The 18,537-nt window shown below is 67.5% G+C and carries 18 protein-coding genes and 1 pseudogene; 14 read left to right on the top strand and 5 right to left on the bottom strand.

Annotation, left to right across the window (positions count from 1 at the left end; translation table 11 throughout):
- The first annotated feature begins 25 nt into the window (after window positions 1-25).
- Complete coding sequence (locus ON30_RS26460; RefSeq protein WP_040711176.1) at window positions 26-1,159, top strand: DUF5685 family protein; 1,134 nt, start codon at window positions 26-28, stop codon at window positions 1,157-1,159.
- 100 nt (window positions 1,160-1,259) lie between these two features.
- Here ON30_RS26460 and ON30_RS26455 read toward each other — a convergent pair.
- Window positions 1,260-2,121: pseudogene (locus ON30_RS26455) on the bottom strand (MaoC family dehydratase).
- Entirely contained in the window at window positions 2,121-3,479 is a 1,359-nt protein-coding gene (locus ON30_RS26450; protein ID WP_040711173.1) for a 3-oxoacyl-ACP reductase, read from the bottom strand. The pseudogene ON30_RS26455 and the gene ON30_RS26450 overlap by 1 nt, the downstream one beginning before the upstream one ends.
- 178 nt (window positions 3,480-3,657) lie before the next feature.
- Here ON30_RS26450 and ON30_RS26445 point away from each other — a divergent pair, with 178 nt between their 5' ends.
- Window positions 3,658-4,959: an acetyl-CoA C-acetyltransferase gene (locus tag ON30_RS26445; protein ID WP_245554224.1), complete on the top strand. Its 1,302-nt coding sequence runs from the start codon at window positions 3,658-3,660 to the stop codon at window positions 4,957-4,959.
- A 98-nt stretch (window positions 4,960-5,057) separates the two neighbouring features.
- Here the strand turns inward: ON30_RS26445 and ON30_RS26440 are convergent, their stop codons facing one another.
- Together ON30_RS26440 and gnd are read right to left on the bottom strand one after the other, a co-directional pair.
- Window positions 5,058-5,258, bottom strand: a complete 201-nt coding sequence (locus ON30_RS26440) for a helix-turn-helix domain-containing protein (protein ID WP_040711167.1) — start codon at window positions 5,256-5,258, stop codon at window positions 5,058-5,060.
- A 558-nt stretch (window positions 5,259-5,816) separates the two neighbouring features.
- Complete coding sequence (gene gnd, locus ON30_RS26435) at window positions 5,817-6,839, bottom strand: phosphogluconate dehydrogenase (NAD(+)-dependent, decarboxylating) (RefSeq protein WP_040711164.1); 1,023 nt, start codon at window positions 6,837-6,839, stop codon at window positions 5,817-5,819.
- A 281-nt stretch (window positions 6,840-7,120) separates the two neighbouring features.
- Between gnd and ON30_RS26430 the strand changes: the two genes are divergently transcribed.
- The 3 genes from ON30_RS26430 (at window position 7,121) to ON30_RS39425 (ending at window position 10,466) form a co-directional block, all read left to right on the top strand.
- Window positions 7,121-9,121, top strand: coding sequence for a VanW family protein (locus tag ON30_RS26430; RefSeq protein ID WP_051030020.1), 2,001 nt, complete (start codon window positions 7,121-7,123; stop codon window positions 9,119-9,121).
- A 559-nt stretch (window positions 9,122-9,680) separates the two neighbouring features.
- The gene (locus tag ON30_RS26425) at window positions 9,681-9,911 is read left to right on the top strand and encodes a hypothetical protein (protein WP_157183846.1); all 231 of its coding nucleotides are present in this window, start codon (window positions 9,681-9,683) and stop codon (window positions 9,909-9,911) included.
- Window positions 9,912-10,223: 312 nt separating this feature from the next.
- On the top strand, window positions 10,224-10,466 hold the full coding sequence (locus ON30_RS39425; RefSeq protein WP_157183845.1) for a hypothetical protein: 243 nt from the start codon (window positions 10,224-10,226) through the stop codon (window positions 10,464-10,466).
- 93 nt (window positions 10,467-10,559) lie between these two features.
- On the opposite strand, the gene ON30_RS39420 is transcribed toward ON30_RS39425, so the two are convergent.
- Window positions 10,560-10,817 (bottom strand): helix-turn-helix domain-containing protein, encoded by a 258-nt coding sequence (locus tag ON30_RS39420; RefSeq protein ID WP_040711160.1) that lies wholly within the window; start codon window positions 10,815-10,817, stop codon window positions 10,560-10,562.
- Window positions 10,818-10,958: 141 nt separating this feature from the next.
- On the opposite strand from ON30_RS39420, the gene ON30_RS26415 reads away from it, so the two are divergent.
- The 9 genes from ON30_RS26415 to ON30_RS26360 all read left to right on the top strand — a co-directional run bounded on the left by ON30_RS26415 (window position 10,959) and on the right by ON30_RS26360 (window position 18,411).
- On the top strand, window positions 10,959-11,183 hold the full coding sequence (locus ON30_RS26415) for a hypothetical protein (protein WP_040711158.1): 225 nt from the start codon (window positions 10,959-10,961) through the stop codon (window positions 11,181-11,183).
- A 175-nt stretch (window positions 11,184-11,358) separates the two neighbouring features.
- A complete protein-coding gene (locus ON30_RS26410; protein WP_157183843.1) occupies window positions 11,359-11,580 on the top strand; it encodes a hypothetical protein in 222 nt (73 codons plus the stop codon).
- 42 nt (window positions 11,581-11,622) lie between these two features.
- The gene (locus ON30_RS36410) at window positions 11,623-12,417 is read left to right on the top strand and encodes an alpha/beta fold hydrolase (RefSeq protein ID WP_051030010.1); all 795 of its coding nucleotides are present in this window, start codon (window positions 11,623-11,625) and stop codon (window positions 12,415-12,417) included.
- Entirely contained in the window at window positions 12,414-13,091 is a 678-nt protein-coding gene (locus tag ON30_RS26395; protein ID WP_051030009.1) for a hypothetical protein, read from the top strand. Before ON30_RS36410 ends, ON30_RS26395 begins: the two co-directional genes overlap by 4 nt.
- 389 nt (window positions 13,092-13,480) lie before the next feature.
- Entirely contained in the window at window positions 13,481-13,906 is a 426-nt protein-coding gene (locus ON30_RS26390; protein ID WP_040711154.1) for a hypothetical protein, read from the top strand.
- Between the two features lie 665 nt (window positions 13,907-14,571).
- Window positions 14,572-14,769 (top strand): hypothetical protein, encoded by a 198-nt coding sequence (locus tag ON30_RS26385; protein ID WP_040711151.1) that lies wholly within the window; start codon window positions 14,572-14,574, stop codon window positions 14,767-14,769.
- Between the two features lie 584 nt (window positions 14,770-15,353).
- Window positions 15,354-15,845, top strand: a complete 492-nt coding sequence (locus tag ON30_RS26375) for a hypothetical protein (RefSeq protein ID WP_157183841.1) — start codon at window positions 15,354-15,356, stop codon at window positions 15,843-15,845.
- An 80-nt stretch (window positions 15,846-15,925) separates the two neighbouring features.
- Window positions 15,926-17,914: a hypothetical protein gene (locus tag ON30_RS36405; protein ID WP_157183840.1), complete on the top strand. Its 1,989-nt coding sequence runs from the start codon at window positions 15,926-15,928 to the stop codon at window positions 17,912-17,914.
- A complete protein-coding gene (locus ON30_RS26360) occupies window positions 17,911-18,411 on the top strand; it encodes a hypothetical protein (RefSeq protein ID WP_051030007.1) in 501 nt (166 codons plus the stop codon). Before ON30_RS36405 ends, ON30_RS26360 begins: the two co-directional genes overlap by 4 nt.
- Window positions 18,412-18,537 lie beyond the last annotated feature (126 nt).

Below are 18,537 nucleotides of genomic sequence, written 5' to 3'. Positions count from 1 at the left end.
GGTCGCCCTACGAAACGGGGCGGATATGTTCGGAATGCTGCGTCCGTGCGCGCACGGCGCGGACCGGTACGGCATCGACACGACGCAGTGGCGCGCCCACCTGTGCGGGCTGTGCCTCGGTCTGCGTGACGGTCAGGGGCAGGCCGCGCGCGCCGCCACCAACACCGACGCGCTCGTGCTCAGCGTGCTCACCGAAGCGCAGTCGGGCGCCGAGTCCCGCCGCACCGCAGGACCGTGCCCGCTGCGCGGGATGCGTCGCGCGGAGGTCGCCGCCCCGGACTCGCCTGGAATCCGGTTGGCGGCCACCGCCTCCCTGCTGCTGGGCGCGGCGAAACTGCGCGACCACGTCGAGGACCGCGACGGCCGTGCCCTGACGCGCGCGCCGATGACCAAGGTCTCCGACCGCTGGGCCGACGGGGCGCGCGCCCAGGCCGCCTTGATCGGCCTCGACCTCGAACCGCTGGTCACCGCCATCGCCGCGCAGGGCGCGCTGGAACGCGGCGCGGGTCTGTCGCTGGAAGAACTGACCGCGCCCACCCAACTCTGCGCGGCCGAACTCTTCGCCCACACCGCCGTGCTCGCCGACCGCCCCGACAACGTCGGACCGCTGCGCGAGGCGGGCAGGCACTTCGGGCGCATCGCGCACCTGGCCGACGCGGTCGAGGACATCGAGGCCGACCGCGCCCGCGGTCGCTACAACCCGCTCGACGCGACCGGCACCGACCTGCCCGCCGCCTACGCCCTGCTGCGCGAATCGAGTGCGGCGCTGCGTCGTTCGGTCGCGGCGGCCGAACTGGCCGACGTGCCCACCGTGCGCTGGATGCTGCTCGACCCCCTGCACGCCGTGCTGGCCCGCCTGCGCCGCGGCATCGGCGAACCGCTCGCCCACGCCTGCGCCACCCACCGCGACGCCCCGACCGCGTCCCGCCGCACCGGCCACCGTCCGCCCACACAGCGTCCGGGGCTCGGCGCCGGTCTGGCCATCGTGCTCGGCGTCTACTGCACCGGCGCGGCCTGCTGCGTCGACCACACCAGTCCGTGCACCGGCGAACAGAAGGACGCCTGGATCAAGAACTGCGACTGCGGCAGTTGCTGCGACTGCGGTGACTGCTGCGAATGCGACGGATGCTGCTGCGACGGGTGCGGGTGCGACTGCTGATCCCGCCGGTCTGGCGGTGATCGGCGACCCGTGCGGCACGGCTGCCCCCGGAGACGCGAAAACCCCCGAACCGGTGCAGGTTCGGGGCTCGCGGAAGAACTCAGCGCAGGGTCGCCGTCAGGTGCGGATACCCCTTCTCGGGATGCCGCATGGCGAGATCCCAACCGCCGTCGACCTTGTCCGCGTACACGTTCACCGTGGACGGCAGCAGGATCGGCTTGCCGAATTTCACGTTGTAGGTGGTGCTTTCGGGAATCCGGCCCTCGACACTGCCGAGGATCGTCGCCGCCGACCACATCCCGTGCGCGATCGAACGCGGGAACCCGAACGCCTTCGCGCCCAACGCCGAGGTGTGGATCGGGTTGCGGTCGCCGGAGGCCGCGGCGTAGCGGGTGATCGTCTTCTGGTCCACGCGCAGCGATTTCAGCGGCGGGGGCGGCACCTCGTCGGGCTTGGGCTCCGGCTTGGGACCGCCCGAGAGCGAGGTCTTCTGCTGGTGCAGCAGCGTGGCGACCTGCCGCCACACCAGTTCCCGGCCCACCTTGGCCTCGGTGACCGCGTCGATGAGCAGGCCGCGCGGATGTTCGCGCAGATTCTCGGATCCGGGTGTGGAAATCGAGCGGTTCGGCCATCGAGATCTCGCGGGTGCGCTCGATGCGGTTCTCCGCGTGCACCGCGCCCACCGCGACGAACGGGAAGTCGCGGGCGACGATCAACTGCATCGTCAGCGGGAAGGTCAGCACGAACGGATAGGTCAGCGGGAGCGCGTCGCCGAAGCGCAGCCCGGTGGCCCGGCAGTAGGCGGCCAGGTGTTCCGGGTCGACGCGGAAACCGTCCAGGCGCAGGTCCCGGTCCGGCAGGACGGATTTGCGCCGCGACAGCAGCGGCACCGCGCCCAGCGCGGCCTTGACGTAGAGGCGACCGTTGTCGGGCGGCGTCGCCAGCGCGATGGTCTGCGTCATCACGCCCCGATCAGGCTCTGGCCGCAGACGCGGACGACGTTGCCGCTGACCGCGTTCGAGGCCGGACTGGCGAAGTAGGCGATGGTCTCGGCGACGTCGACGGTCTGACCGCCCTGCAACAGCGAGCTCATCAGCCTGCCCGCCTCGCGGGTGCCGACCGGGATCGCGGCCGTCATCGCCGTCTCGATGAAGCCCGGCGCGACGGCGTTGATGGTGATGTTCTTCTCGGCGAGCTTCGGCGCTTCGGCGGCGACCATGCCGATGACGCCCGCCTTGGACGCGCCGTAGTTGGTCTGGCCGCGGTTGCCCGCGATGCCCGCGATCGAGGACACGTCGATGACGCGGCCACCCTCGCGCAGCGCGCCACTGGCGACCAGGCCCTCGGTGATGCGATGCGGCGCCGCGAGATTGACGTTGATGACCGCGTTCCAGCGGCCTTCGTCCATGTTCGCGAGCAGCTTGTCGCGGGTGATGCCCGCGTTGTGCACGATGATGTCGATGCCGCCGAAGCGTTCGGTGGCGAAGTCGGCCAGCTTCTGCGCGGCGTCGGCGGCGGTGACGTCCAGGGCCAGCGCGGTGCCGCCGACCTTGTTCGCGGTCTGCGACAGCGCTTCTCCGGCGGCCGGGATGTCGGCGACGATGACCGTCGCGCCGTCACGGGCGAAGACCTCCGCGATGGTCGCGCCGATGCCGCGCGCCGCGCCGGTGACCACGGCGACCTTGCCCGCCAGCGGCTTGTCCCAGTCGGCGGGTGCGGTGGAATCGGCCGAGCCGACCCGGATGACCTGGCCGTCGACGAAGGCGGACTTGGCCGAGAGCAGGAAGCGCAGCGTGGATTCCAGGCCGGTGGCGGTGGGCGCGGCGTCCGGGGAGAGGTAGACCAACTGGGCGGTCGAGCCGCGCAGCAGTTCCTTGCCGACCGAGCGGGTGAAGCCCTCGAGGGCGCGCTGGGCGATCTGCTCGTCGACGCTCGCGGTCAGTTCGGGGGTGGTGCCGATGACCAGGACACGGCCGGAGGCCGTGAGGCCGCGCAGTGCGGGCTGGAAGAACTCGAACAGTTGCGAGAGGTCCTCGATCGAGCCGATGCCGGTGGCGTCGAAGACCAGCGCGCCGTACTTGGTTCCCTGGGCGACGGTGTCGTGGAAGGTGTAGTCCGACAGCAGCGCGCGCACCGGTTCGGCCACGCGGCCCTTGCCGCCGAGCAGGACCGGACCGGTCAGCGGCGGTTCGCCCGCGACATAGCGGCGCAGTTTCTCCGGCTTGGGCAGGCCGAGCTTGCCCGCGAGGAACTGGCCGGGGGCGGAGTTGACGAACGATCCGTAGAGGTTGGGAGCACCCTTGCTCTTGCTGGCTGCCACTGTTCCTACCTTTGCTGTGTCTGGGGTGGTCTCGTCCCTTGCATGCCCCGAGGCGAACGTGTGAACACGTGCCGGGTACGGTGTCGACAATTAACTTACTCCAGAGTAAGTTCAAAGTAAACCGACACCGCGCCCCCGCCGGTCGGTTCCCCAGCCCCCACGAGATCTGGAGACCCGAGTGACAAGCACAGCCAAGACCCCGCGGCAGCCGCGTCCGATCGCGATCGTGGGCGGCAACCGGATTCCGTTCGCCCGCTCCGACAAGGCCTACGCCCACGCCTCCAACCAGGACATGTTCACCGCGGCGCTGAACGGGCTGGTCAGCCGCTTCGGCCTGAAGGGTGAACGGCTCGGGATGGTCGTCGGCGGCGCGGTCCTCAAGCGGGTCGGCGAACACGGCCTGATCCGCGAATCGGTCCTCGGCTCCGAGCTCAGCCCCTACACCCCCGCCCACGACCTGCAACTCGCGTGCGGCACCGGCCTGCAGTCGGTCGTCACCGTCGGCGACGCCATCGCCGCGGGCCGCATCGACGCCGGCATCGGCGGCGGCTCCGACACCACCTCCGACGCCCCCATCGGCGTCAGCGAGAACATGCGCGAATGGATGCTCGACGCCAACCGCGCCAAGACCAACAAGGACCGCCTCAAGCTGGTCGGCCAGTTGCGTCCCGGCATGCTCGGCATCGAGATCCCGCGCAACGCCGAACCGCGCACCGGACTGTCCATGGGCGAGCACGCCGCGATCACCGCCAAGGAATTCGGCGTCAGCCGCGAGGCCCAGGACGAACTGGCCTACCTGTCGCACAAGAACATGGCCGCCGCCTACGACCGCGGCTTCTTCGACGACCTGATCACCCCGTTCCTCGGGCTCACCCGCGACGACAACCTCCGTCCCGGCTCCACCGTCGAGAAACTGTCCACCCTCAAGCCCGTCTTCGGCGTGGCCGCGGGCGAGGCCACCATGACGGCGGGCAACTCCACTCCGCTCACCGACGGCGCGTCCGCGGTGCTGCTGTCCAGCGAGCAGTGGGCCGCCGAACGCAACCTGCCCACCCTGGCCTACCTGGTCGACTCCGAGGTCGCCGCCGTCGATTACATCCACGGCCCCGACGGTCTGCTGATGGCCCCCACCTACGCGGTGCCGCGCATGCTCGCCCGCAACGGTCTCACCCTCCAGGACTTCGACTACTACGAGATCCACGAGGCGTTCGCCTCCGTCGTCCTGGCCACCCTCCAGGCGTGGGAGTCGGACAACTACTGCAAGGAACGCCTGGGCCTGGACGGCGCGCTCGGCGCCATCGACCGCACCAAACTCAACGTCAACGGCTCCTCCCTGGCCGCGGGCCACCCCTTCGCCGCCACCGGCGGCCGCATCGTCGCCTCCACCGCGAAGATGCTCGCCGAAAAAGGCTCCGGCCGCGCCCTCATCTCCATCTGCGCCGCAGGCGGCCAAGGCGTGGTAGCCATCCTCGAACGCTGACCCGACCGGGCGGCACCCCCGCGTGCCGCCCGACCCGGTTCACCCTTCGGCCGCGGGTTCCTGGACTCGCGAGCGGCGGAAGGGTGTTGTGGGGTCGGTCATCGGAGGATGCCCAGTTTCAGGCCGACCACGTCGGCGGTGGCGGCTACGGTGCCGATGCCGGTGGAGCCGGTGCCGTGTTCGATGTCGCGAATGGTGCGGGTGGAGGTGCCCGCCAGTTCGGCCAGTTGTTCCTGGGTGAGGCGGTGGCGGCGGCGTTCGGCGCGGATGGCCTGGCCGATGTCTGTCAGTGCTGCCAAGGGGTTCTCCCGTGAGCGGCAGGATTCTGCCGGATCAGTGTTGTCGGCAGCAGACTATCGGGTTTTCGGGGTGATTGCGGCAGGATATTGCCGATCTGTCGTGAATCGCGCCCAGGGGGCTCTGGACTCGGCGTGTTCGGCAGAATTCTGCCGAATCGGCGATGTGGATGCTTTGGCACGGCTCTTACAGGTCTATTCGGCAAAATGTTGCCGATCGGGCGGCCGTGATGGAGCGCCGCGAACGCTCCTGGCGTGGGCGTAGGCGGTGGAGATGATGTCGACCACCTGGCGATTCGAGTGGTGGCAAGCGACGGCGCGCCGAGGAGTCGCGAACCCGAGAGCGGCATCCGGTCCTTCCCCGGGACCGGATGCCACCTCGGTTTGCCGACACCCGGTTCCCGGTCGGGATGATCGACGTCTCGGGCGCGGGAGCGGCCGCGAAACGGATCCGGTCGGGGGTCGGCAGGTCTGAAACGTACTGTAAACGGCCGCTTCGGGTGACCGGAACGGCCGGTTTATCCGGCTGACCGGGTGATACCTGCTGGTTTGCCGGGCGCGTCATGGGAGTTCGTGGTGGCCGCCGAAGGCGCTGCGCATCGCGGAGAGCATCTTGTCGGCGTAGACCGCTTCGCCGCGCGAGGAGAACCGGCCGAACAGGGCGGCGGCCAGCACGGGGGCGGGCACGGCGATATCGATCGCGGCGTCCAGGGTCCAGCGCCCTTCGCCGGAGTCGGAGACGCGGCCGTCGAAGGAGTCCAGGTTCGGATCGGCGTACAACTCGGCGGCGGTGAGGTCGAGCAGCCACGACGCGACCACCGAACCGCGCCGCCACACCTCGGTGATCTCGGGGATGTCGAGGTCGTAGCGGTAGAACTCAGGATGGTCGAGCGGCGTCTCCTCGGCGGAGAACTCCCCGGGACCCTGGTTCCCCAGATTCGCCTTGTGCAGGATGTTGAGCCCTTCGGCGTAGGCGGCCATCGCCCCGTATTCGATCCCGTTGTGCACCATCTTCACGAAATGTCCCGATCCGACCGGCCCGCAGTGCAGATACCCCTGCTCGGCGGTCGAGGGCTCGCCGGTGCGTCCCGGCGTGCGTTCGGCGGCTTCGACCCCGGGCGCGATGGATTTCAACAGCGGGTCGAGATGCCGCACCGGGTCGGTCTCCCCGCCGATCATCAGACAGAACCCGCGCTCGAGCCCGAAGACGCCGCCCGAGGTGCCGATGTCGACGTAGTGGATGCCGCGCCGACCCAGGACCGCCGCGCGTTTCAGGTCCTCGTGGTAGCGGCTGTTGCCGCCGTCGATGACGATGTCGCCCGGTTCCAGCAACGCCGCGACGTCGTCGATGACCGCCCCGGTCGCGCCCGCGGGAATCATCACCCACACCACCCGGGGCGTCTCGAGCAGTCCGACGAATTCGGCCAGATCGGTGGAGCCCGCGAAACTGTCGCCCAATTCCGCGCGCAGTCGGTCGATCTTCGCGGCGGCGGGTTCGTATCCGACGCAGGTGTGGCCTGCCCGCACCACCCGCCGGACGATATTGGCTCCCATCCGGCCCAACCCGATCATTCCCAGCTGCATCGCGTCGCTCTCCCTCGTCGGTGTGAGTTACCTGCCTCCCCGACAAGTTTCCCGCTCGGGGGTGTGTAACGCATCGGACGCACCGGCGATAGACAGATCGGCTCCGCGTAGTTGCCAGACCCCCGACCCGGCAACTGCGCGGAGCCTCTTCGTGTGCCCGGTTCGGTGGCTTTGCGTGGTGTTTGCTGTAGCTCCGCGCTCTGCGGACCTCCGCGATAGGGGCCACTATCGTTGAGGAGACCCGCACAGTGCGGGTCGCGATGTCAGCCGGGAGGACGGTCGTGACGAGCGAGTCGAGCGCCGGAGGCCGCGACCGAGGTAGAGCCCAGCAGGGCGGCGAGGTCGGGCTACGTCAGCTGCTCGAATCGAACAGGAACACCGGTCAGCAGCCTGTTTCCGATCCGGCCTCCGCCCCGACCCAGCCGTTGCGCACCCAACCCCCGCAGCCCCGCCGCGCCGGTGGGGAGCCGCCGAATCGTCCGCCGGTCCCGCCGCGTCCCGGCGGTCCGCAACCGCCCGCTCCGCGCCCGCCCGCGCAGCCGCGCCGCCCGATTTCCTCGCGTCCGGCCACACCGTGGTGGAAATCACCCGCCACCAGACGGGTGGGTATCGCGGTGGGCGCGGCCGTCGCCGTCGCCGGTCTGGCCTACGCCACCGACCTGCTGCGCACCTCCGGCGAGGTGCCGCGCGGCGTCGTGGTCGCCGGGATCGACGTCAGCGGTATGGACCCGGCCGCCGCGGACGCGAAGCTGCGCGACGCGCTCGGCGACCGCGCGAACGAGGAACTGCCCCTGACCCTCGGCGACGTGCGGACCAGCATCGTGCCCGCGCAGGCCGGTCTCGCCATCGACTGGGACGCCACCTGGGACAGCATCGGCGGCCAGCCCTACAACCCGTTCACCCGCTTCGCCTCGCTGTTCGGCACCCGCGACGTGTCCGTGGTCAGCAAGGTCGACCAGGGCGCGTTCGACCGGACGCTCACCGACCTGCACGGTCACGACATCGCCACCGTCGACGGCACGATCCGCTTCGACAACGGCCGTCCGGTCGCGGTGCCGCCGGTGCCGGGCCGTCAGCTCGACACCGAGCCCGCCCGCGAGATGATTCTGGACCGCTGGGTGCTCGGCGCCGCGCTCGACCTGCCCGAGGTCCCCGCGCCGCTGCTGGTGCGCCCGGAAGCGGTCGACAAGGCGCTGCGCGAGGTCGCCGAACCGGCGGTGCGCTCGGCGGTGATCTTCGCCGGCAAGGGCGGTGAGGCGAAACTCGATCCCGCCCAGATCGCGACGTTGATCTCCTTCGCTCCCGACGGTCAGGGCGGTCTGGGACTTGCGGTCGACCAGAACGCCGCCACCGCCGTGCTCGCCCCCCAGCTCGCGGGCTCCGAGGTGGAGCCCAAGGACGCGAGTTTCAGCCTGTCGGGCGGCAAGCCCACGGTGGTCCCGGCGATCGTGGGCGACAAGGTCAACTGGGCCAAGACGCTGGAACAACTGCCGACGTTGCTGGTCGCCTCGACCGGGCGCACCGGTCAGGCCGTCTACGAGAAGGTCGATCCGGCGCTGACCACCGAGGCCGCCACCGCGCTCGGTATCACCGAACCGATGGGATCGTTCACCACCGGCGGCTTCAGCGGCCCGTCCGGCGTGAACATCCGGGTGGTGGCGCAGAAGGTCAACGGCGCGGTCGTCAAACCCGGGGACACTTTCTCGCTCAACGATTTCACCGGTCCGCGCGGTATCGAACAGGGCTATGTGGAGTCCGGCATCATCGATCACGGCCGCCCCAGCACGGCCGTCGGCGGCGGTATCAGCCAATTCGCGACGACCCTCTACAACGCGGCCTATTTCGCGGGTCTCGAGGACGCGGGCCACACCGAGCACAGCTATTACATCTCGCGATATCCGGCCGCCCGTGAGGCCACGGTGTTCGACGGCGCGATCGATCTGAAGTTCCGCAACAACACCCAGAGCGGCGTCTACATCGAAGCCGTCGCCACCGGTTCGGATATCACGGTGCGCCTGTGGGGCACCAAAACCGTGAACGTGGAGTCGGTTACGGGCGACAAGTCCAAGCCGACCGAGCCGAATACCGTCACCCTGCCCGCGGGCAAGGATTGCATCGCGGCCGAGGGCGCCCCCGGTTTCACCATCTCCGACACCCGGATCATCACCGACCGCAAGACCGGTCGCGAGGTCTCCCGGCACACCCGCACGGTGAAGTATGACCCGATTCCGGTCGTGAAGTGCGAGAGCCCGGGGGACAAGGAAAAGGACCCGGAGCGCTGACCGTCGCCCCTTGGCTTCGCAGGGGCCTCGAGCACGTTCCGACAAGAGTCTTTCGTCCCTGTATTCCACTGGATCGCCCGTTTTCATCGGGATAACCGGTCGGTCGTTACAGCCCTTTTCGGTGAGCTTTCTCTCATGCTTGCTGGAGATTAACTGCGTAATTGATCGAACCCCTGGAATTCGGGTCTTCCCGACTGGTTCGGTCTTTTCGTAAGGAATGCGGCACCGCTCAGCTAATAGTTGATCCGTCAGTGACGATTCGTGTGCCGCTCTCGACCCTCGAGCGCGGATGGTGCATCCGACACCGGCAAAGGCGCTGGTAGTGCCGCTGCTGTGGACTCAAGATGCTGTCTCGCGCAGTATTTCCCCGCTGTCCGCGTTCTGCGTCGTGGACGTTACGAGATGAAATCCTCGTTAACGGCAGGCAAAGTTGACTGGCCAGTATTGGCGAGAACGCATTTCCGGCGCGGCCGGGCATTCGTGATAGGACTGTTCGCAGCCGGTAGCCAGAGCGCAACCGGTAATGGGACAACAATTTTCGAGGGGAATGATTCCGACCATGAAGAAGATTTCGATGCTCGTCCTGACCGGTGCCGCCGCGGCGGGTCTGCTGCTTTCCGGCGCGGGAATGGCCGCCGCCGACGAGGGCGCCGGCACGGGAACGGGCACCGGCACGGGGACCGGTACCGGCACGGGCACCGGTTCCGCCGACGCACTGGCGCAGATCCTCCAGCAGTTGGTGACGGGTTCGGCGCAGACCCCGGATCCGACCGACCCGACCGAGTCCTGATCCGGTTCGGTAATTCCGGACGGAACCGTCTCGGCCCCATCGCGACATCGGTCGCGGTGGGGCCGCGGTGCTGTCGAGGGTGTTTCGCGCGGCAGCGATGTCGATCCGGTAACAGCGAATGACAGGCAAACGGGCGTGCGAGCCTCGTTACTTTCGGGTAGTACCCAAACGCCGTGGAAGAGCGCGTCTTTGATGCGCCGCCGGGGTTTGTATGCGATATAACTAGCCCTGATTCTGGGACGCGGGTTCGAAACTGCAACCCAGGTTCACTTTGCCCGATCTCGGGCGAATGAGTTGAAGGGGAACTAGATCGTGGAGAGTATCGGCACCGTTGCGGAGCTTGCGGCGATTCGGGGTACGGGAATCGCGTCGGCGCTGGGTGTGAACGTGGGAGAGGATGTGGCCCGCCGAATTCTTCGGGGCGGCGCCACCGTGTGCGACGTCGTACTGGCGTCGTTCGTACTCGGAGTCGACTCGGTGCAGGCCGTGGTCGACTACGCGGAAGTCGTCACCAAGACCGCCTCGGCGGAGGAAGCGGACTTTCGCTGCGCGTGAACCAGACGCGACATCGGGCTCGATTCGAGAGCGGCCGTCGGGGTCGCCGTGGCGACGGCTGAACCGTCGCCACGGCGCACAGGCCGTCTCCGATCATTCCTCCGGCAGTTCGATGTCCTTGAGTGCGAGTGTCACGAACTCGCGCATCGGCACCTCGAGCGCCCCGCACAGCGCGTGGAGTTGCTGCATATCCGGTGAGCGTTCGCCGTTCTCGAACCGCTGGATAGTGCTCACGGCCAGGCCGGTCAGCTCGGCGAGCTGCTGTCGCGTCAAGTCGCGACGAGCCCGGGCGGCACGGAGTTCGTTCCCGACCGCGCGGTTGATTGCCGTAGCCGTCTCTTTCGCACCCATACGGACCATTCTGAGGTCCGAACGGCTATGTGGCAAACGGCATGGCGAGTTTCCTGGTCTTTTGGCACAGATTTGCCATCGATGGAAAAAATGCGCCATTGGGAGTTGCAACTAGTCCGTTCGGACCATAATCTTCTCCGTATGGAACATCTGGACGAGATGGTGGCGGCGAGTGTGCGTCGAGCGCTCGCCGAAACCGGGATCGGTGTAGGAGACCTGGTCAAGGGCACCTCGATACCCCCGTCGGTGCTGCGTCAGCAGTTGGCCGCGGAGGCGTCGTTCACCCTGTCCGACCTGGTCGGTATCGCGGCGGCCCTGGGGCGGCGCACCATCGATCTGCTGCCCGACGCGGTGCGCCCGCGATGATCGAACTCGAGGGCGGCTGTCCGCAGTTCGAAGTCCCGCGCCCGCGGCCGGTCGACCAACAATCTGTGATTGATGTCACAAATTCAAAAAGAGGGGAACCGGTCCGATGAGCGATCGGTCAGCAATCGATCCGGAGGTCGGATCGGGACGGTTCCGGCGCCACATCGGCCGCCGTGTGGTGTTCACACCGCCGGGCGCGGGGCGCGTGGAGACCGGAGTCGTCACCCGCGTCGACGCCCGGATGGTCTACGTCGACTACGGCTACCCGAACCCGGTCTGGCCGCACCTCGGCAACGCCATCGCGACCCACCCGAGCAACCTGCGACTCGATTCCGCGGCAGCGGAGCCGAACCCACCCGTCGCGGCGCCGATCTTCTCCCACGCCTCCGCGCGCTGAAGCTCCGAAAAATACTCCCGCACCGAGAAAGCGATTATCGTCGTGGCCGGATTCTTCCCCGAAAGCCTTCGCGTATTCCGCAGTTCGCCGTCCGCCGGTCCGATCGACGTCCTGATCGTCGGCGGCACCTGGAATCCGAACGGCGAAGGCGTGACCCGAACCTTCTCCGCCGCACTGGAACCCGCCCGCTACCGGACGAGCATGGTGCCCTACCCCGCGGACTACGGCGGGACGGTCCCCTACGCCGACAGCGTCCACGTCGGCCGCGACGCCCTCATCGCGGCGGTGAAAAGCGCTCCGGGACAGGTCATCCTGGCCGGGTACTCGCAGGGCGCGGCCGTCGCGGGCGACATCGCCGCCGCCGTCGGCCGCGGCGAACTGGACCTGCCCGCCGTGATCGCGTGCGCACTCATCGCGGATCCGCTGCGCCCGCAGGGGCATTGCGTCGGCGCGGACCCCGGCGGCTACGGCATCGCGGGCCAACGCGACATCCCCGGAATCCGCACCTTCTGGGCCGCCGCCCCCGGCGATCCGATCACCGCGCTGCCCGCGGGCAACCCGCTGCGCACCGTCGCCGACCTCAGCGCCTACTTCGGCCTGTCCAGTCCCGAAGCCGCCGCGCGGTGGGGAGCGAGCCTGGTCGACGTCGCCGTCCGCGGTCAACTGCAACGCTGGTGGTCACCGGCGAACTGGCGCAATTGGGGCGGCGCGCTCGCCTACGCGCGCGGCTACCTCGTCGACGGCCGACACACCGAGGACTACATCCGCCACGGCCACCTCACCCGCTTGGCGCAGGCCCTCGACAGGTGGGTCGTCGAGCAGGCGACCGCCCGGTGAACCACCTGTATCTCGACCGCCCCCAACTGCGCGCCGTCGCCGAACTCCTCCGCGAAATCCCCGAACTCGCCGAAGATCTCACCATCGCCCGCACCAGACAGGCCCGCACCGGTTCCCGTGACGGCCACCGCGCCCACCGCCGCCCCGGCGAACAACCCCTGCCCTACGACCCCGCCGCCGCCCGCGCCGCCGACGACCTGCACGCCGTCCTGGTGTCCTGGGTCCGTCTGGTCTGCGAACAGCGCGCCGTCGACTACACCGGGTCGCCGACCACCGCCGGCCTCGCCCGCTGGCTCGACCGCAACCTCATCGCCCTCGCCATGACCGAAGGCGCCCACGACGCCCCCGACGACCTCCGCCGCGTCGTCCACGCCGCCAACCTCGTCGTCTGCCCGCCCGCCGCACCCACCGTCGACCTGGACGAGACCGCGCTCACCCGCGCCCGCGCCCAACGCCTCAACGCCTCCGGCATCGCCGCCCTCGCCAAAGCCCTCGGCGACGAATACCGCACTCTCACCGTCCGCCGAGTCCAAACCCTCCGCGACGCGGGCCGCATCAGCCCCGTACCCGGACCGTGGTCGCTTGACTGGCCCGAACTCTTCCTCGTCGGCCAAGTGCTGGACGAACACCTCACCTACCCGACCCGCAAGCGCCGCCCCGCGTTGGCATCCTGAGGGTCCTTCCTCTGCCGCGAAGATTTGTGCGCGCCGAATGGCATCGCGCCGCAGTCCTTCCCGCACCTGTGCCGTTCGGCGTAGCCGTGGTCGCGTTCTCTCTGGTGAGTGGACGCATCGAGTGTCTCCACCTGACAGGCGGTTGGTCGTGGCAGCGGACTCGTCCGCACTCACGGGTGTGCTCGGCTTCGGCGCGGATGTCGTGGGTGTGCCCGGCTTCGGCGCGGATTCGCGCGTGTGCCGGTACCGGTGTGGATTCGCGTGTGCCCGGTACCGGTGTCGACTGGCACTCGGTCGACAATGGCCCGACCTCGAGCTGAATTGGCATGTACTGGTGTAGCTTTGCAACCTCGCGGTGGTCCAGTGCTGAACCAATGGACGGTGGGAGTGTGGTGAAGTTCTTCGAGACGAACCCCGAATGTCCAGCGGGGTTCGGCGGTGTCGAATGGGACGACAGCTTCGACCCGCCGCACCAGATCTCGGCGCGGCTGATCTTCGCCGTCCCGGTCCGCGCGGAATTGATCACCTCGTACGGTGCTGCGTTCGCCGTCACCGAACCCCTCGCCGCCGCGTTGTCGCGGACCGATCTGACCGGGTTCGCGTTCGGTCCTGCGTCAGGGTCGCCGCGTTCCGACCTCGAAGAGGACGCGTGGTTCGAGATTCCGCCATTGCGCGGCCTGGTGATCACCGGCCGTGCATTCCTGGACGACTTCGGTAGCCGGCAGCAAGGCTTGTTGATCCTTTCCGAGCGAGCTGTGGACTTTTTGGAGTCGAGGGATCCGAAGTTCCGCGACTACGTCATGGAACCGCTGTAGCGCCGAAGCGGCGGTGTGCCGGCGGTGTTCGCGTCTCGAACTCGACCGCAGTTCGACCGCGCCACCATGGCCGGCCGGTGGCGTCGAGGCGCTCGATTGGAACCCGTCTTCAGTGTTCGGAGTGTAGCGAACCCGGACCGTTGGCCGAATCCGGTGCGGCATCGGTCGGTCTGACACCGGCGTCTTCGGCGAGGCATCCACCCGCGACGGCTCGCGGATCGCCGGTCGCAGACCATCGAAATCCGTTGTCTACCAGCAAGAACAATCCCCTCCGAAAACCGAGGGTTGACATTTGATCTTCGCTACGTGAAGCTTGGTGCAGCGCCAGAGCTGTGCCCGAAACTCCAAAAGTTCTTCGGCCGAACGGTTCTGGTCTCAGGCTCTCCGAGCCATCCCCAATCCCGATCTGTGGCTCCGTAACCCGCGTGGTTCCGGAGCCACGGTCGTTTCCACGCCGGTGCATCCCCGAACCGCCCGGCGTGCGTGCGCGGCACGCCCCCGAATCCCTTCCGATGTCTGTTGACAAGCGGGTGGAGCCCGCCGCGCACCGCCCGATTCCCGTCGTCCCGCCACAGCCGGCGCACCCCTCGACGGCGGGAATCCTCGGGCGACCCCGTTCCCGGCCCGCCCCTGGCCGGGAACGGGGTTCTCGAACTGGAGGCCCCATGCTCGACCCCCTGAGCGACCTGCTCGTCATGGCCGCCCACACCACCCCACCGACACCGCTCACGGTCGACCACGCGCACACCGCGATGCGCGTCCATCGTGCCTGCACCGTCGACACCTGCCCCCACAAAGCCGCCGCCTTCCACACCTTGGTCGCCGCGGGCAGGCTCACCCCCGACTCCGCACGAACCCGCTGACCACTGCCGGGCCTGCTGACCGGGACTGGCCCGCTGACCAGTACCCGGAGTCGCAAACCTTCGGTGTTCGCCGGTCCGCCTCCGACCTCCGACCCGCCCCGACCCGCTCCCGCCTCCCGCGCGCCCGACCGCCGCGGTCGCAGCCGAGGTGAGCATCGGGGCGCACCGCCCCACCCCCGGTCCCCTCGACCGGGGGTGGGGCCACCCATTCGACCGCCGACCAGGGGGTGACCAGCCATGCCTCCCGACGCCGACCTCACTCCGCGCGTCCTCTTCGACACCGACGACCTCGACCACATCCGTGAGCGCCTGGGCCCGACAGTCGCTTCCCGCATCCGCCGCGACCGTCCCACTCTGTGCGACCTCATCGCCGCGTCCCACCTTCTCGGACGTGACCCGCTGACCTGTCTTCCGTAGACCGGCCGCCTGCGCCTTGATGCCCCAGCGCATCTCGATAACACGAACCGTGAGCCTGGCCCGTCGGGCGGGGCCGCGGCTGGATCATTTTGGAGAATTCAATGGAGAAAGCCACCATTCTCATCGGAGATTCGATGGGGTACACCGTCTTCTACATCCCCGGTTTCGTGCGAATCGCCGCGGCTCGTACCGCAGGCGACGACGGCCGCACTGAGTTCTACGTCGTCTATGACGACCAAACGCTCGACACCACCTCACAGGTCGTTGTGCGCCCGGCGTTTCCGCCCGGCCCGGCGCCCGCCGTCTCGCTCGGCCTGGTGGGCCGGCACCGCGAGTCGTCGTTCTTCCTGTCCTACGAGGCGACCACGGTCACCACGCCGAACACGCAGCACTCCATCACCTTTCACAGCCGCGGCTTCCAGTCGGAGTTCGTCGTCAAAGGCTTCCTCGGCATCGATCGTGTCGAACCGGTCGACGGATTCGACAACTACGACCTGGTGGTCCGATACGACCCCTCGGAGCCGGAGGTGAGCAAACTGACGGTGTTCGTGAGCGGCCCGCATCCCGAACTGTTCAGCGGTGATGTCGATCTCGGCGTTGTCTACCTCCAGGGCCTGCCGAAATACGCGCGCTACAACCAGCAGATCGTCACCCCCTGAGCGCATCCGCACCCCGTCCCCGGACTGCTGAGACCGCGCGGTCCGGCGCGATTCTTTAGACATAGCGAAGAGGTTCAGTTGTGGATTCGACATGGGTTGGTGAACGGGAGAAGTGGTTTACCTCGATCGTTCCGGACCTGGCGACGGTAGGCGCGTCAGCAACCGCATCGACTGGCACGGTCACCAGCTTCCACGGAATGACGCCTACCTCCGCGGCGCGCATGATCGAGCGAATCGACGCCCGCCGGGCGATGGAACAGGCACTCACGGTCCAGCCTGTGTCGCAGCAGTATCCGACCGCGTCGCCGATCGCCGGTCGGGACTACTCCGACCCGGGCATCGTCACTCCCGGCGGCGACTTCCCCGGCGACAACATGCCGGACATCCCGCCCGCCGTCCCGCCCGGATACCACCCCGTACCCGTCGAGCCGGACGAGAAGGGCAACATGACCCTTCCGTTCAACTACGAGAAGGGACCCCCGCCGCCGCCAGAAGGCAACACAGGCGGCGGTGCCGGTGCGGGCGGTGCCGGTGCGGGTGGAGCAGGGGCCGGTGGCAATAAGGGACCCGGCTCTAAGAAGGAGCCGAAAAAGGACAGTCCTTCATACCCGAACAACGGCGCCGATGTCGGCCCGCCCGGAACGCAGCCCGGTACCCCACACGGTGACCCGCGTACCCATACCGGCCCTGACGGGCAATGGGACGAGACAAAGCCGCACGGCGACCCCTCGCAGGTTCCCTCCGAACACACTTTGCCGGATCCGTGGCTGACCGACGAAACGGAGCACAAGCAGGCACAACAGAACAACCCACCTTCCGGGACGGGTGCGGGGGCGGCGCAACAGCCACCCACTACCGCGCAGAGCCCATCTACCGATGGCACGCCGGACGAACAGACTGTTCCGATTCTCGGCGAACCCACGCCCGAGCCGTCACCAGAGGGACAAGAATCCGCGCCTGAAGCGAACCCCGGCACGGACCCGAACTCGCCGACCCCCGAAGCGCAGGCCGAAACCCCGCCCCAGCCCGCGGAACCGGAACCCGAGAAGCCGGATTCGATCCGTCCGCCGAACTTCCTCGAGAGTCTGATCCCGGTCTACGGATCCGCCCGCCAGGCGATCTACGACTTCCAGAACGGCAACTGGGTCATGGGCTCGCTCAACGTGATCCTGGCCATCAGCGATCTATTCCTGGTGAAGAGTCTCTTCACTGTCGGCGGCAAGCTCCTGTGGAAGCTGGGAGAGACCCTACTCCGCGACCCCGCTGCCCTCGCCAAGGCTTTCGCCGGAATGATCGACGGCGTCGGAGCAGGCATCGCCAAAGCCGCCGACGTGGTCAAGGAAGGCGTCGAGAAGGCCGTCGACAAGGTAGTAGACAAGGTCGGGGACATCTTCGGCGGGATCTTCAGAGGCGGCGGAAAGAAATCTGCCGATGATGCGGCGCGTGAGGCGCAACAACAGGCGGCTCAGAAACAGTGGGAAGAAGCGAACGCCAATCCGCGACTGACAGATGACACCAAGTCGAAATCACGGCCCCGTCAACCCGCGCAGTGGAAGCCGAGCAATGATGGGTTCGATGATCTTCGTCGGGAGTTGGATGATATCCAGCGCAATCTCCCGAATACCAAGCGATCGCACAGCAAGGTGCATGCCGCTGCTGAATTCGAGCCGGACGCGGGCCCAGCGATTCGAGCCCGAGCATCCAGCGGGCAGGACGAGGTTCTCGAGCGCCGTAATATCCAGCCGGAAAATGCGGCGCGGGAGCCTGCCGATCCGCAGAAGCGGTATCCACGTCCGAAACGCGAGACGGCCGACCCGAACAATGATGCCGAAGCGAAGATCGTCGAGGAACTCAGCAGTAGGCTGAAGCCGAATGCCTCGGGTAAGCTCAAGATCGTTGTCGACCGAGAACTGGCCGATGATATGAGTAACCCCAAAAAGGTCATTTGCGATGACTGCCAGGCTACCTTGAAGAAGTTCTCGGAAGACTTTCCAGGCATCAAGGTCGAGGTCCGCGATATGTACGGCCGAATTCTGGGCGAATGGAAGGAAGGGAAGGTTGTTCGGTGACTTCGACCGATGACGAATTGGCCGCGATATCCGAGATCAGAGAAGTGCTCGATGATCTGATTCGGTACGGGTTCGATCCAGGCAGTATCACGGGTGCCAGCGACGCGGAGATAGATGAAATGGCGGCGTCGCAGAAGGTGCCGGTCGTGCCGGCCGCGGTCCGTGAAATCCTCAGGTTGATAGGGCTGCGCCAAGGGTTGTTCCACAAAGTTGGCAGCTTCAACATCGGGTACCTGGATGCCGACTGGAAGTCGGATGTCGTCGAATTCTTGGAGGAGTACCCTCCGGGACGCAACCCGATAGCTGATACGGAACACATGCTGGTCTTCCTCTTCAATCAAAGTGAATCCGCTGCTGTGGTGGACGGGACTCGAATCCATGAGCCTGATCCGCCCATGTGGGGCGTCTTCGAGGGTGGGCGAGTGGTTGGTGTGGAATCGGTCACTGCCTTCTTCCGGTCTTGTGCGGAAAGCGTGAAAGGCATGATCGATCTCTGATCGTCCAGCGACGCCCACACGCCTCGATTCTGTCTGTGTGTCATGGACATACGCAATGTGGTCAGCACGAACTCAGAAATGGCGATATCAATGACCGATAGTGAAATTGTGGAGTCTCGGCGGTTT

It is taken from the genome of Nocardia takedensis NBRC 100417 (assembly GCF_000308695.1).
GTDB lineage: Bacteria > Actinomycetota > Actinomycetes > Mycobacteriales > Mycobacteriaceae > Nocardia > Nocardia takedensis.
Note: the sequence above shows the minus strand (reverse complement) of the source record. Positions and strands in the feature narration are given on the sequence as shown.

Coding starts and splice junctions, on each gene's coding strand:
- ON30_RS26385 (WP_040711151.1), top strand. CDS start 14,572: ATGCTCGACCCCCTGAGCGACCTGCTCGTCATGGCCGCCCACACCACC.
- ON30_RS26415 (WP_040711158.1), top strand. CDS start 10,959: ATGGAACATCTGGACGAGATGGTGGCGGCGAGTGTGCGTCGAGCGCTC.
- ON30_RS39420 (WP_040711160.1), bottom strand. CDS start 10,817: ATGGGTGCGAAAGAGACGGCTACGGCAATCAACCGCGCGGTCGGGAAC.
- ON30_RS26460 (WP_040711176.1), top strand. CDS start 26: ATGTTCGGAATGCTGCGTCCGTGCGCGCACGGCGCGGACCGGTACGGC.
- ON30_RS26425 (WP_157183846.1), top strand. CDS start 9,681: ATGAAGAAGATTTCGATGCTCGTCCTGACCGGTGCCGCCGCGGCGGGT.
- gnd (WP_040711164.1), bottom strand. CDS start 6,839: ATGCAGCTGGGAATGATCGGGTTGGGCCGGATGGGAGCCAATATCGTC.